Here is a 13,575-nt window from a genome sequence, read left to right on the forward strand (position 1 = left end):
CCTCGTCACCAGTCGTCATCGTCGTCTTCGTCGAGGTCATGCTCGAGCGGGGCGGGCACGGACAGGCCCGCCACGGTGCCCCCGCTGTCACCGCGCTGACCCATCATCGGGGCCATTCCGCCCATCCCGCCGCCCGCGGCCATCGGGGCGGCGCCGGCGACCACAGCGGAGCCGGCCGTGGCGCCTTCCGCGGCGGGAGCCGTGCTGACGGGCTTGCTGCCGACCAGATTCGCCATCTGCGGCGTCTGCAGCGGCGCGCCACCGGAACCCGGAAGCGATGCCGCTCGCACCATGCCCGAACCGCCGCCCGCACCCGATCCGCCGGCCAGCGGATGGTTGGAGAACGACGAGAACGGCAGCCCGGCGGCGCCGAGCGCGTCGGCCTTGCCGCCTTGGCCGAACATCGACGTCAGTTGCTGCAACGGCTGCGAGAGCTGCTGGAGCTGCTGGCCCATCTGCTGGGGCAGCTGCATCAGCGACTGGCCGATCTGCATGGGCAGCTGCGCGGCCATCGACCCCATCTGGCTCATCATCTGCATCGCCTGCTGCGAGCCGTCGCCGGCCTGTTTCGCGGCTTCCTCACCGCTGTCCTGGGCTTCCTTGCCGCCCGGCACGGGCGGGGCGCCGAAGAACGGGATGCTCGGCGGCACGCCGAGGGTGCCGGCGAGTTCGGTCGTGTTGGTCGTCACGTTGGCGATGTTCTGCGACAACCCCATCTTGATGCGGCTCTGCACCAGCTCTTGGGTATTGCTGAACGGCATCGCCGCGATGGCCTCGCACTCGTGCTGGACTTCCTGCGCGATCGTGTTTGCCAGCATCTTCGTCTTGACGACGGTGGCCTCCATCGCGCGCAGCTTGGCAGCGATCCCGGCCGCGTGCGCGGCGTTGGCCTCGTGGCCGCCGATGATGGTGGTGGCCTCCCCCGCCGCGGCCATCGACGCGACGCCCTCCCACGAGTCGGACAGCTGCATCAACTGGCCCTGCTGTTGCGGCACCACGTTGCCGCTGATCTTGGCGGCCAGCGCCTCATACGACGCCGCCGCCGCTGCCAGCATCTCCTCGTCGACGTTCGGCCAGCCGGGCCCGGTCACGGTCTGCGAGCCGTACGGACTGGAATCCGGAGCGATTCCCATGACGCGACCCCCTTTCGTGACACGCTTCGGGCGTCAAATTTACCGTGCCCTCGACCCCACTCGATGCGCTGATTCGCCAGCGTCCATGCCCCGGTCAGGGAGCGTCAGGTCTCCTGGAGACCGCCGTCGGACAACCGCAGTCGGCGTCGCACCCCGATGTCGGCGAGGAATCGCTCGTCGTGGCTGACGACGATGAACGCGCCCCGGTACGCGTTCAGCGCCGACTGGAGTTGCGCGACGCTGACCAGGTCGAGGTTGTTGGTCGGCTCATCGAGCAGCAGCAGTTGTGGCGCCGGTTCGGCGTAGAGCACGCAGGCCAGCGTCGCGCGCAGTCGCTCGCCGCCGGACAGCGCACTCACCGGCAGGTGGATCCGATCACCCTGAAACAGGAACTGCGCGAGCAGGTGCATCCGACGGGTGTGCGAGAGGCTCGGCGCATACGCGGCCAGACTCTCGGCGACCGTGGCGCGCGGATCCAGCAGGTCGAGCCGCTGGGACAGGTATGCCGTCCGGCCGTCGGCCCGCTGCACCGTGCCGTCGTCGGGTTTCAGGTCGCCACTGAGCAGGCGTAGCAGCGTCGACTTGCCCGTCCCGTTGCGCCCGGTCAGCGCGATCCGTTCGGGACCGCGGACCGACAGGTCGACGTCCGCGAGCAGCACCCGCCTGCCGGCGCGGGCACGTAGCCCGTTGGCGCTGAGCACAACACGCCCCGCGGGCACGTCGGTGTCGGGCAGATCGAGGACCAGGGCGTCGTCGTCACGCACCGCGCGCTCGGCGTCCTCGAGCCGAGATCTGGCATCGCCGACCCGCGCGGCGTTGACCGCGTCGATGCGGCCGGCCGACTCCTGTGCCCGCCGCTTGCGTGCTCCGGCAACGATTTTCGGCAGGCCGGCGTCCTTGACCTTGCGCGCTGCGGTTCCGGCTCGCCGGGCCGCCCGCTCCCGGGCCTGCTGCAGTTCGCGCTTCTCGCGTTTGAGGTGTTGTTCGGCGCTGCGCACGTTGCTCTCGGCGACGCGTTGCTGTTCGCTCACCGACTCGGTGTACATCGTGAAATTTCCGCCGTAGAAGTTGATTTCACCCCGATGTAGTTCGGCGATGCGGTCCATTCGGTCAAGCAGTATCCGGTCATGGCTGACCAACAGCAGGCAGCCGCTGAAGGCGTCGAGCGCGTCGTAGAGCCGTTCTCTAGCGTCGACGTCGAGGTTGTTCGTCGGCTCATCGAGCAGCAACACGTCGGGCCGGCTGAGCAGCCGGCCGGCGAGCCCGATCGCGACGGCCTCGCCACCGGACAACGTGCCGAGCCGCCGGTCGAGCGAAACATGGTCGAGCCCGAGCCGATCCAGCTGCGCCCGCGCGCGTTCCTCGACATCCCAGTCGTCGCCGATCGCGGTGAACAGGTCGGCGTCGGTGCGTCCGTCGGCCAGCGCGTTCAACGCCTCGACGACGGAGGCGATGTCGAGCACCTCGGCGACGGTCCGCTGGCCGTCGTACGGCAGCGACTGGGGCAGGTAGCCCAGGGTGCCGTCGACCGTGACGGCGCCGGCTTTGGGAGTGAGCTCACCGGCGATGAGCTTGAGCAGCGCGCTCTTGCCCGCGCCGTTCGGGGCGACCAGGCCTGTGCGGCCCTCGCCGACGGTGAAGGACAGCTCGTCGAACAGCGGCGTGTCGTCGGGCCATGCGAAAGACAGGTTGGAACAGACGATGGAAGGCATGTGAGAGATCTCTTCGTTGAGCGCACGGGATCGCACGAACAATTGGGACGGCTCGAGCCGGGAGAGTCCCGGCAGACGTCGTCAACTCACATGTCTTCAGGGTAGGTGTGCGGTCAAGCGGTTAAGTACCGGCGCAACATGTCCGTCGCCGCGGTGATCTTCTCGACCTCGACACGTTCGTCGGCGCGGTGCGCGAGGTTGGGGTCGCCGGGCCCGTAGTTGACCGCCGGGATACCGAGCGCGGCGAACCGCGACACGTCGGTCCACCCGTACTTGGCGCGCACCTGTCCTCCGGCGGCGGCCACCAGCGCCGCGGCGGCGGGCTTGGTCAACCCGGGCAGCGCGCCGGCCGCCGAGTCGGTCAGCTCGATCTGCACGTCGAGCCCGCCGAGCACCTCGTGTACGTGTTGCAGCGCGTCGACGACGTTGCGGTTCGGAGCGAACCGGAAGTTGACCGTGACGGACGCGGCATCGGGGATCACATTGCCGGCGATGCCGCCGTCGATGCGCACCGCCGACAGCCCTTCGCGGTAGGTGCAGCCGTCGATCTCGATGCTGCGGGCCTGATATGACGCGAGCCGGTCCAGAACAGCACCGAGTTTGTGGATCGCGTTGTCCCCCAACCAGGATCGCGCGGAGTGCGCGCGGGTGCCCGTCGCGCTGACCACAACGCGCAGCGTCCCCTGGCAACCGGCCTCGATGTAGCCGCCCGACGGCTCGCCGAGGATCGCGACGTCGGCCTGCAACCATTCGGGCAGTTCGCGCTCGATGCGCCCCAGGCCGTTGGCGGACGCCTCGATCTCCTCGCAGTCATACATCACCAGCGTGATGTCGTGCTTCGGTGCCGTGACGGTGGCGGCCAGATGCAGGAACACCGCGTCGCCGGACTTCATGTCCGAGGTACCGCAGCCGTGCAGTTCGCCGTCGACGAGGCGACTCGGCAGGTTGTCGGCGGCGGGCACCGTGTCGAGGTGGCCGGCGAGTAACACCCGCGACGGCAAGCCCAGGTTGGTGCGGGCCAGTACGGCGTCGGCGTTGCGGACGACCTCGAGGGAGGTCTGCTCGCGCAGCGCGGCTTCGACCTCGTCGGCGATGCGCTTCTCGTGGCGAGATTCGCTGGGGATGTCCACCAGCGCGGCGGTCAATGCGACCGGGTCACCGTGCAGGTCGAGGCTCACGGGCTCGACGTTAGTCTTACCCGTGTGACTTCTGCTGCAGGTATCGGGCTGGCGACCATCGCCGCCGACGGATCGGTCCTCGACACATGGTTCCCAGCACCCGAACTCGGCGCCGACGGCCCGTCGGGCACGACTCGGCTCTCGGTCGCCGAGGTCCCGCCCGAGCTCGCCGAGCTGACAGGTCCGGATGAGGACCGCGGGGTCGACGTCGTCGTGGTTCGCACCGTCGTCGGGTCGCTGGACGACAAGGCCACCGACGCCTACGACGCCTATCTACGGCTGCATCTGCTGTCGCACCGGCTGGTCGCGCCGCACGGCCTGAACGCCGACGGTTTCTTCGGTGTGCTGACCAACGTGGTGTGGACCAACCACGGTCCCTGCGCGGTCGACGGCTTCGAGACCGTGCGGGCACGTCTGCGCAAGCGCGGTCCAGTGACCGTCTACGGCGTCGACAAGTTCCCGCGGATGGTCGACTACGTGTTGCCGGCCGGGGTGCGGGTGGCCGACGCCGACCGGGTGCGGCTCGGGGCCCACCTCGCGGCAGGCACGACCGTCATGCACGAGGGGTTCGTCAACTTCAACGCCGGCACGCTGGGCAGCTCGATGGTCGAGGGGCGGATCTCGGCGGGCGTCGTCGTCGGAGACGGGTCCGACGTCGGCGGCGGCGCGTCGATCATGGGCACCCTGTCGGGCGGCGGCACCGAGGTGATCTCCGTCGGCGAGCGCTGCCTGCTCGGGGCCAATGCGGGACTTGGCATTTCGCTCGGTGACGACTGTGTGGTCGAGGCCGGTCTCTACGTCACGGCGGGCACCAAGGTGCTGACCGCCGACGGTCAGACGGTCAAGGCGCGAGAGTTGTCGGGGGCCAACAACCTGTTGTTCCGGCGTAATTCGCTGTCGGGTGCCGTCGAGGTGGTCAAGCGCGACGGCACCGGTATCACGCTGAACGAAGCCCTACACCAGAACTGACCCCCTCTTTTCTTCTGCGCGAGCGACCGCGTCTGCACGGCGACACGCCGGCTGGGGCGTGCATTGAGCGGTCGCTCGCGGGCAACGAGGGCCGCCCCCGCGCAGCTGGGGACGTACTCAACCCGCCGCCGCGTTCGGTTTCAGCGGCGGACAGCGTCCGTCGACGGCGGCCAGCTCGAAGTGCCATATCTCGTTCGCATAGATCTGACAGAGCCCGAACTCGCGTCCGTTGGCGATCAGCCACCTGTCGGCCTCGACCGGCGCTATGTCCACGGCTTCGCCGGTGACGTGCTTCGACTTCTCCGGTGAGGCCACGAATTCCCGTGCCGCCTCGATACTTCCGTAGCGTTCGACACCGTCGGCGAAGAGCCGCTCCTGGAATCCCTTCGATCGCCAACCCGAGTTGACGCGGATGTCGACGCCCTCAGCTCGGGCCTGACGAGCCGCCTCCTGGACCGCCTCGAGCAGCTCGGGGTCCAGCCAGCCGACGATCGGGTCGTCGGTGTCAAACGGGCTCAGCGTCGTGCCCTCGGGCAGCCAACCGCCGACGGTGTCCTGCGCGGCCGGTCCGATGCTCAGCGTCTCCTGCCCGAGGGCGGGTCTCGGAGCCGGCGCCGGTTCGGACGTTCCGCACGCGACGATTGCGCACGCCGAAGCGAGCGCGAGCGTGGACAGGACGCACATCCCCAGCTGCCGCGTGGGCCCACGCGCAATAGTCAGGAGGTGGCGGCGAGGATGCAGAATTCGTTTCCCTCCGGATCGGCCAGCACGACCCAGCTCGCGTCGCCCTGACCGATGTCGACGCGCCGAGCACCGAGGCCGAGGACGCGCTCGACCTCGGCCCGCTGATCGTCGGGGCGAAAGTCGAAGTGAATCCGGTTCTTGACGACTTTGTCATCGGGTACCGCCAGAAACAACCAGTTCGGCCCGGCCCCGGGCGGCGCGTGCAACACCACGTCGCCGTCGTCGTCGACCTCGTGGGCCCAGCCCAGCACCTGCGACCACCACCGCCCCAGCGCGGAGGCGTCGTGCGAGTCGATGCAGATCTCGTCGAACTTGAGCGTCATCGTGCCAGCTCCTTCTTGAGCACCTTGCCCATGGCGTTGCGCGGCAGCTCCTTCACCAGCCGCACCTCGCGCGGGCGCTTGTGCGCCGAAAGCTCCTGCGCCACATAGTCGATGAGCGCCTCCGCGCTAGCGTCACCCACGACGAACGCGACGATGCGCTGCCCCAGGTCGTCGTCGGAAACACCGACGACGGCCGCCTCCCGCACGCCGGGGTGTCCGAGCAGCGCGGTCTCGATCTCCCCCGCGCCGACGCGGAACCCGCCCGTCTTGATCAGGTCGACGGACTCGCGGCCGACGATGCGGTGCATCCCGTCGGCTCCCACGACCGCGGCGTCGCCGGTGCGGTACCAGCCGTCGGCATCGACCGCCTCCGCGGTGGCGTCGGGGCGGTTGAGGTAACCGTCGAACAGCGTGTCACCGCGAACATCCAGTCGCCCAATGGTTTCCCCGTCGTGTGGAACGGCGGCGCCGTCCTCGTCGACCAACCGGGTCTCGACACCGGTCAGCGGCAGGCCCACCCAACCGGGCCTGCGCTCACCGTCGGCCCTGGTGCTGATCGTGATCAGCGACTCGGTCGAGCCATAGCGTTCGACCGGCCGGTGCCCGGTCAACCGAACCACGTTGTCGAACACCGGCACCGGCAGCGGCGCGCTGCCCGAAACCAGCAGCCGCGCCGACCGCAGCGCCGTCGCCGACTCGCGGTCGTCGGCCACCCTCGACCACACGGTCGGCACGCCGAAGTACAACGAGCCGCCGGCCGCCGCATACGCCTGTGGGGTCGGTTTCCCGGTGTGCACGAACCGGTTTCCGATGCGCAGCGAGCCGAGCAGCCCCAGCACCAACCCGTGTACGTGGTACAGCGGCAGGCCGTGCACCAAGGTGTCATCGGGCGTCCATTGCCACGCTTCGGCGAGCGCGTCGATATCGGCGGCGATCGCGCGGCGGCTCAGCACGACGCCCTTGGGCGGGCCGGTCGTGCCCGAGGTGTAGATGATCAACGCCGCCGAGTCGGCGGGCGGTTCGGCGTAGCGGTGCCAGGAACGGGCGTGCAGCCGTACCGGCACGTGTTGCAGCCCGTCGGTCTCGGCCGGCTTGTCCCCCAGCCACGCCTGCGCGCCGGAGTCGGTCAGGATGTGCCTGCGTTCGGCGGCACCGACGTCGGCGGGCACCGGCACGACGGGCACCCCGGCGATCAGGCAACCGGTCACCGCAAGCACGGTCGACACGGTGGGAGTGGCCAGCACCGCGACCCGGCGCGCGCCCGCCACCCGCTCGGCGACCGACGTGGCGGCACCGACCAGATCGCTGCGACTCAGCACCGCCCCGTCGACACGGACCGCGTCCCCGATGTCGGCGCCGCCCGCCACCGCGGCGGGGTTGAGCGAAGCCAGGAGCATAACCAGCGAGGTTACCCACATCGGCTCGGCGATACTGGGTCGCGTGACTCACATCGAGCGGCTGGCGACGCGCGAGGTCTACCGGAACAACTGGATGACGCTGCGTGAGGACGACATCCGCAGGCCCGACGGCAGCAGCGGGATCTACGCGGTCGTCGACAAGCCGACGTATGCGTTGGTGATCGCGCGGGACGGTGACCGATTTCGGCTCGTCGAGCAGTTCCGTTATCCGCTGGGCTTGCGGCGCTGGGAGTTCCCGCAGGGCACCGCGCCCGAGCGGCGGCATCTCGAGCCGGCCGACCTGGCAGCGCGCGAACTACGCGAGGAGACCGGGCTGCGGGCGTCGCACCTGAGGGTCCTGGGCCGGCTCGACGTGGCGCCCGGGATGAGCAGCCAGCGCGGCTGGGTGTTCCTCGCGACGGACATCACCGAGGGCGATCACGACCGCGAGCATGAGGAACAGGACATGCACAGCGAATGGTTCAGCCGTGCCGAGGTGGAGCAAATGATGCGTGACGGGGTTATCACCGACGCGCAGTCGATCGCCGCGTGGGCGCTGCTGTTGCTCGCGGAGCGCTGACTCACCCGTGCCGGCGCGATGAGTTTCGAACCGTACGGCGGTCTATCTCGTTGTAACCAGTAGGACGAACGAAAGGGGTGACACGATGACCGCGCTGTACGGGATGATGGCGATGATGCCCCTGTTGTTCGGCGGGGCCGGCTACGTGCTCGTGGCGTCCGCGGGCTGCGACGAGACTCGGAAGCGCCCGCCCCGGTGAGTGACGAAGAGGCCATCCGCGAGTTGATCGTCCGGTGGGCCGCGGCGGTGCACGGCGGTGACTTGGATTCCGTTGTGGCCGACCATGACGCGGACATCGTGATGTTCGACGTGCCACCGCCGCACCGCGGCGTCCGCGGCATCGACGAGTACCGGGACTGTTGGCCACCGTTCTTCGAATGGCAGCGACAGGGCGCGGTGTTCGAGATCGTCGAACTCGACCTCACCGTGGGCGCCGACGTCGCGTTCGCGTGGGCACTGCTGCGCTGCGGCAAGCCCGCCGAGCTGGCGGCCGACCCCGAGAACCGGCTGCGGCTGACCATCGGATTGCGCAAACGCGACGGCCGCTGGGTCGTCACCCACGAGCACCACTCGTTCGCCGATACGAATCCGTGATGGTCTCGTAGCCGTCGGCAAACCGTGTCGTAGAGCTTTCCGGCGGCTGGTCGATTACCGTTTCGGCCATGTCTGCCCGCCGTCTGACCAGCGCGGTCTTTGGCGTGACTTGTGCTGCGGCCGCGAGCTTTTCGGTGCTGCCGCTGGCCGTCGCAGCGAACCCGGCATGGAATGGACGCTACGAGATCGTCACCTACGCGTCCGACAAGATGGGCAGCAGTATCGCGGCCGCTCAGGCCGAACCCGACTTCGCCGCGCAGTACGACCTGGTGACCGACTGCTCGACGGGGCTGTGCGTGGCCACCGTCGTGGAGGGACCTGCGCCGAGTAACCCAACCATCCCCCAACCGGTTCGCTACACCTGGGACGGGTCAAGGTGGCAGTACGCATACAACTGGCAGTGGGAATGCTTCCGCGGCGACGGCGTGCCCAGCGAGTACGCGCCGGCACGATCGAAGGTGTTCTACGCGCCCGACATCGACGGATCACTGTTCGGGACGTGGCGCACCGAGATTCTGGCCGGAGCGTGCCGCGGCACCGTCGTGATGCCGGTCGCCGCCCGCCCCGTCTAGTTCGTCCCGCGTTCGGCCAGCGCCCGCAGGAAGAACACCAAGTTGGCGGGACGTTCGGCGAGCCTGCGCACGAAGTAGCCGTACCACTGAGTGCCGAACGGCACGTACACCCGCACATGGTCTCCCGCGTCGGCGAGCCTGCGCTGCTCGGCGTCGCGAATGCCGTACAGCATCTGGTATTCGAAATCGTCACGGCCGCGGTTGTTCTCACGCACCAGCGCGGGCACCGCTGCGATGACAGCGGGGTCGTGGGAGGCGACCATCGGGTAGCCGTCGCCCGCCATCAGTATCCGCAGGCAGCGCAGGTAGGAGTCGGTGACGTCGTGGCGGTCGCGGTAGGCCACTGACGCCGGCTCGTCGTATGCGCCCTTGCACAGGCGAATCCGCGCGCCGGACGCGGCGAACGCCTCACAGTCGGCGTGGGTGCGTTTCAGATAGGCCTGCAGAGCCGTTCCCAGCCAACCGAACTCTGTGCGCAGATCGCGCACGATCGCCAGTGTCGAGTCGGTGGTGGTGTGGTCTTCGGCGTCCACCGTCACCCATACGCCCGCTCGTTGTGCCCGCTCGCAGATGGTATGGGCGTTCTCCAGCGCGATCTTGTCCCCGTCGCGGGCCAGCGCCTGCCCGAGCGCCGACAGTTTCACCGACACCTCGAGCGGCGGCACCCCGGTCCGCCTCTCGGCCCGCGCTTCCCCACGCCGCGCGAGGCCGTCGAGCAGCCGGAGATACGCGTCGACGTTCGCGGTCGCCGCGTCGACGTCAGTGACGTCCTCACCGAGGTGGTCGATCGAGACAAGACGGTTCGAGTCACGCAGGCGCGCAACGGAGTCGAGCACCTCGGGCACCGTTTCACCCGGTACGAACCGGTGCACGACGTCGCGTGTCATGGGCAGCCGCTCGGCGGCTCTGCGCAGACCTTCGCGCCGACCGGCGGCCATGATCGCCGGGCGCACCACCCGCTCGAACACGCGCATTCAGACCCCCATGTGGGGATAGTTGTGATCGGTGGGCGGCACGAAGGTCTCCTTGATCGAGCGCGCCGATGTCCATCGCAGCAGGTTCAGCGCCGAGCCCGCCTTGTCGTTGGTCCCCGACGCCCGCGAGCCACCGAAGGGCTGTTGCCCGACGACCGCTCCGGTGGGCTTGTCGTTGACGTAGAAGTTGCCCGCCGCGTGGCGAAGTCGCCGTTGCGCCCGCAGCACCGCGGCGCGGTCATCGGCGATGACCGCGCCGGTCAGCGCGTACCTGACACCGGTTTCGACGACGTCGAGGATGCGGTCGTAGTCGTCGTCCGGATAGACGTGCACTGCGAGGATCGGCCCGAAGTACTCGGTGCAGAACGCCTCGTCGGTCGGGTCGTCGGACAACAGGACGGTCGGCCGCACGAAATAGCCTTCGCTGTCGTCGTATTCGCCGCCAACGGCGATCGTCACCGGGGCGTTCTTCGCCCTCTCAATAGCCTTGACGTTCTTGGCGAAGGCCCGGTCGTCGATCAGCGCGCCACCGAAATTCGACAGGTCGGCGACGTCGCCATAGCGCAGCGCTTCGGTCGCCGACAGGAAGTCGTCGCCCATCTGCTGCCAAACCGTCCGCGGGATGAACGCCCGCGACGCCGCCGAGCACTTCTGCCCCTGATAGTCGAAGGCGCCGCGGATCAGCGCGGTCCGCAGGACGTCGGGGCGTGCGCTGGCATGCGCGATGACGAAGTCTTTGCCGCCGGTCTCACCGACCAGTCGCGGATAGCCGTGGTAGCGGTCGATGTTGGTGCCGACCTCCCGCCACAGGTGCTGGAACGTCGTCGTCGACCCGGTGAAGTGGATGCCCGCCAGCCGCGGATCGGCCAGCGCCACATCGGAAACCGCCACCCCATCACCGGTGAGCAGGTTGATCACCCCTGGCGGCAGACCCGCGGCCTCGAGCAACTGCATCGTCAGGTAGGCGGCGAACGTCTGGGTGGGCGAGGGCTTCCACACCACCGTGTTGCCCATCAGCGCGGGCGCCGTCGGGAGGTTGCCCGCGATAGCGGTGAAGTTGAACGGGGTGATCGCATAGACGAATCCGTCCAGCGGTCGATAGTCGGTCCGGTTGCGGACGCCGCGCACGCTGATCGGTTGCTGGGCAAGGATTCCGCGCGCGAAGGCGACGTTGAACCGCCAGAAGTCGATCAGTTCGCACGCCGCATCGATCTCGGCCTGATACGCCGACTTGGACTGGCCGAGCATCGTGGCGGCGCAGATCGTCTCGCGCCACGGTCCGGCGAGCAGCTCGGCTGCGCGCAGGAAGACGGCTGCGCGGTCGTCGAACGGGGTGGCCTCCCAGTCCGCTTTCGCGGCCATCGCGGCGTCGATGGCGGCGACGGCGTCGGCGTGCGTGGCGTTGGTGAGGGTGCCCAGCCGCCCGGACGGGTCGGAGTGGCGGTGCGGCTGCACCACGTCGACACGGTCACCGTCACCCATTCGGCGGCGCCCGCCGATGACGTGCGGCAGGTCCACCGGCTCCGTCGCGACGGAGCTCAGAGCTTCGAGAAGACGGGTGCGCTCACCCGAACCAGGCGCATAGTCGCGTACCGGCTCGTTGGCCGGAAGGGGCACGTCGATGATGGCATCCATGCCGAAATGATGCTCGGATGCGGCCGCCCTGCCGATGGTCGATCCGACAAGACCGTTGCCGGGCTATAGTCGGATCACACAAAGGGGCGTGCAGTGGACCCAATGGACCCGCGAACCACCGGCCTCGGCCTCGGCCAGCTGCTGTTGGCGCTGGACCGCACCATGGTGACGCTGATCGATGCGCCGCGCGGGCTGGACATGCCGGTCGGATCGGTCGCGCTCGTCGACGCCGATGACGTCCGGTTGGGACTGGCCGTCGGTCCCGGTTCGGCGGACCTGTTCTTCCTGCTCGGCGTCTCCGATGCGGACGCAGAGCGCTGGCTCGAGCGGCAGTTCACCGGCACCGGCCGAGCGCCCGCGGCGATCTTCGTCAAGGAACCGTCTGCCACCGTTGTCGAACGGGCGGTCGCGCTGGGCGCCGCGGTGGTGGCCGTCGAACCGCGGGCTCGCTGGGAGTCCTTGTACCGCTTGGTGAACCACGCGTTCGACCACCACGGCGATCGCGGCGACCCGCACCATGACCCGGGCACCGACCTGTTCGGTCTGGCCCAGTCCATCGCCGACCGAACCCGCGGCATGATCAGCATCGAAGACGAGGACTCCCATGTGCTCGCCTATTCCGCGTCCAACGACGAGGCCGACGAATTGCGCCGGTTGACCATCCTCGGCCGCGCCGGCCCGCCCGAGCACCTCGCCTGGATCGGCCAGTGGGGCATCTTCGACGCCCTGCGTTCGAGCACCGACGTCGTGCGCGTCGCCGAGCGACCGGAGTTGGGGTTGCGACCGCGGCTGGCGGTCGGCGTCCACGTGCCCGACGCAATCGTGCCGCGAGGGTCGCGGTACGCGGGAACCATTTGGCTGCAACAGGGTTCGGCACCCTTGGCCGACGACGTCGACGACGTGCTGCGAGGCGGTGCGGTGCTGGCGGCCCGGATCATGTCCAGACTGTCGGCGTCTCCGTCCACCCACACCCGGCAGGTGCGAGAGCTGCTCGGGCTTTCCGGCGACGACGTCGAAGTAGTCACGCTCGCCCGGGAACTGGGCATCGCGACCGACAGCCGTGCCGCACTTGTGGGCTTCGCAGATGCGCAGTGTCCGGCGCCGCCGGACGTCATCGCGCTGAGCGCCAGCGCTTTTCGTGCCGATGCACAAGTCGCGTCGGACAACGGCCGGGTCTACGTGCTGCTGCCCCAGATCGGGGCGCCGTCGTCGGTGATGTCCTGGGCGCGCGGTGTCGTGTCGACCCTGGACCGCGAGCTCGGGCGCTCGCTGCGGGCGGTCGTCGCCGCCCCGCTCGCGGGTTTGGCGGCCGCCGCGAATGCCCGCGCCGAGGTGGACCGGGTGCTCGACAGCGCTGCCCGTCACCCCGGCGCGATCGGACGCGTCACCTCGCTCGCCGACGCGCGCACCACCGTGCTCCTCGACGAGATCGTGTCTCGGGTGGCCGCGCAGCCGCGCCTGATCGACCCGCGGGTACGTCAACTGCGCGAGCAGGATCCGATGCTCGCCGAGACTCTCGGGGCGTATCTCGACGGGTTCGGCGACATCGCCGCGGTCGCAGCACGGTTGCACGTGCATCCGAACACCGTGCGCTACCGCATCCGTCGCATCGAGAAGCTGTTGTCGACCTCGCTGGAAGATCCCGACGACCGCCTGGTGCTCGCGCTCGGCTTGCGCGCGACGGAACCGTTGGCGCGAGAAGACGCAAACCGCTCAAAATATTGAGGGTTTCAGGGCACTTCGCGTCTGCTCGGTAGAGAGGAT

Annotated in this window: 13 protein-coding genes; 5 read left to right on the forward strand and 8 right to left on the reverse strand. The window is 69.0% G+C overall.

The window, feature by feature from the left end; genetic code table 11:
* Positions 1-5 precede the first annotated feature (5 nt).
* The 3 genes from AU185_RS11080 to dapE all read right to left on the reverse strand — a co-directional run bounded on the left by AU185_RS11080 (position 6) and on the right by dapE (position 4,023).
* The gene (locus tag AU185_RS11080; RefSeq protein ID WP_059097880.1) at positions 6-1,133 is read right to left on the reverse strand and encodes a hypothetical protein; all 1,128 of its coding nucleotides are present in this window, start codon (positions 1,131-1,133) and stop codon (positions 6-8) included.
* Positions 1,134-1,237: 104 nt separating this feature from the next.
* Positions 1,238-2,845, reverse strand: a complete 1,608-nt coding sequence (locus AU185_RS11085) for an ABC-F family ATP-binding cassette domain-containing protein (protein WP_059097881.1) — start codon at positions 2,843-2,845, stop codon at positions 1,238-1,240.
* A 113-nt stretch (positions 2,846-2,958) separates the two neighbouring features.
* Positions 2,959-4,023, reverse strand: coding sequence for a succinyl-diaminopimelate desuccinylase (gene dapE / locus AU185_RS11090; RefSeq protein WP_059097882.1), 1,065 nt, complete (start codon positions 4,021-4,023; stop codon positions 2,959-2,961).
* Between dapE and dapD the strand changes: the two genes are divergently transcribed.
* Positions 4,006-4,992 (forward strand): 2,3,4,5-tetrahydropyridine-2,6-dicarboxylate N-succinyltransferase, encoded by a 987-nt coding sequence (dapD, locus tag AU185_RS11095; protein ID WP_172800270.1) that lies wholly within the window; start codon positions 4,006-4,008, stop codon positions 4,990-4,992. The genes dapE and dapD overlap by 18 nt on opposite strands.
* A 117-nt stretch (positions 4,993-5,109) precedes the next feature.
* Here dapD and AU185_RS11100 read toward each other — a convergent pair whose 3' ends face one another.
* The 3 genes from AU185_RS11100 to AU185_RS11110 are packed head-to-tail and all read right to left on the reverse strand — an operon-like array spanning position 5,110 to position 7,456.
* Positions 5,110-5,676, reverse strand: a complete 567-nt coding sequence (locus AU185_RS11100; RefSeq protein WP_059097884.1) for a M15 family metallopeptidase — start codon at positions 5,674-5,676, stop codon at positions 5,110-5,112.
* Positions 5,677-5,708: 32 nt separating this feature from the next.
* On the reverse strand, positions 5,709-6,059 hold the full coding sequence (locus AU185_RS11105) for a VOC family protein (protein ID WP_059097885.1): 351 nt from the start codon (positions 6,057-6,059) through the stop codon (positions 5,709-5,711).
* Entirely contained in the window at positions 6,056-7,456 is a 1,401-nt protein-coding gene (locus AU185_RS11110; RefSeq protein WP_059097886.1) for an acyl-CoA synthetase, read from the reverse strand. The genes AU185_RS11105 and AU185_RS11110 overlap by 4 nt, the downstream gene beginning before the upstream one ends.
* Positions 7,457-7,499: 43 nt before the next feature.
* On the opposite strand from AU185_RS11110, the gene AU185_RS11115 reads away from it, so the two are divergent.
* The 3 genes from AU185_RS11115 (at position 7,500) to AU185_RS11125 (ending at position 9,202) form a co-directional block, all read left to right on the forward strand.
* On the forward strand, positions 7,500-8,036 hold the full coding sequence (locus AU185_RS11115; RefSeq protein ID WP_156425480.1) for an NUDIX domain-containing protein: 537 nt from the start codon (positions 7,500-7,502) through the stop codon (positions 8,034-8,036).
* A 195-nt stretch (positions 8,037-8,231) separates the two neighbouring features.
* Entirely contained in the window at positions 8,232-8,630 is a 399-nt protein-coding gene (locus tag AU185_RS11120; RefSeq protein WP_059097887.1) for a YybH family protein, read from the forward strand.
* A 68-nt stretch (positions 8,631-8,698) separates the two neighbouring features.
* Positions 8,699-9,202 carry an Rv2253 family sensor-like surface protein gene (locus AU185_RS11125; RefSeq protein WP_059097888.1) on the forward strand — a complete coding sequence of 168 codons (504 nt, stop codon included), beginning with the start codon at positions 8,699-8,701 and terminating at the stop codon, positions 9,200-9,202.
* Here the strand turns inward: AU185_RS11125 and AU185_RS11130 are convergent.
* Both AU185_RS11130 and pruA read right to left on the reverse strand, forming a co-directional pair.
* Positions 9,199-10,176 (reverse strand): proline dehydrogenase family protein, encoded by a 978-nt coding sequence (locus AU185_RS11130; RefSeq protein ID WP_059097889.1) that lies wholly within the window; start codon positions 10,174-10,176, stop codon positions 9,199-9,201. The genes AU185_RS11125 and AU185_RS11130 overlap by 4 nt on opposite strands.
* The gene (gene pruA / locus AU185_RS11135) at positions 10,177-11,811 is read right to left on the reverse strand and encodes an L-glutamate gamma-semialdehyde dehydrogenase (protein WP_059156973.1); all 1,635 of its coding nucleotides are present in this window, start codon (positions 11,809-11,811) and stop codon (positions 10,177-10,179) included.
* 102 nt (positions 11,812-11,913) lie between these two features.
* Between pruA and AU185_RS11140 the strand changes: the two genes are divergently transcribed.
* The gene (locus tag AU185_RS11140; protein WP_059097891.1) at positions 11,914-13,536 is read left to right on the forward strand and encodes a PucR family transcriptional regulator; all 1,623 of its coding nucleotides are present in this window, start codon (positions 11,914-11,916) and stop codon (positions 13,534-13,536) included.
* The last annotated feature ends 39 nt before the right edge of the window (positions 13,537-13,575 follow it).

The organism is Mycobacterium sp. GA-0227b (assembly GCF_001499855.1).
Classification (GTDB): domain Bacteria; phylum Actinomycetota; class Actinomycetes; order Mycobacteriales; family Mycobacteriaceae; genus Mycobacterium.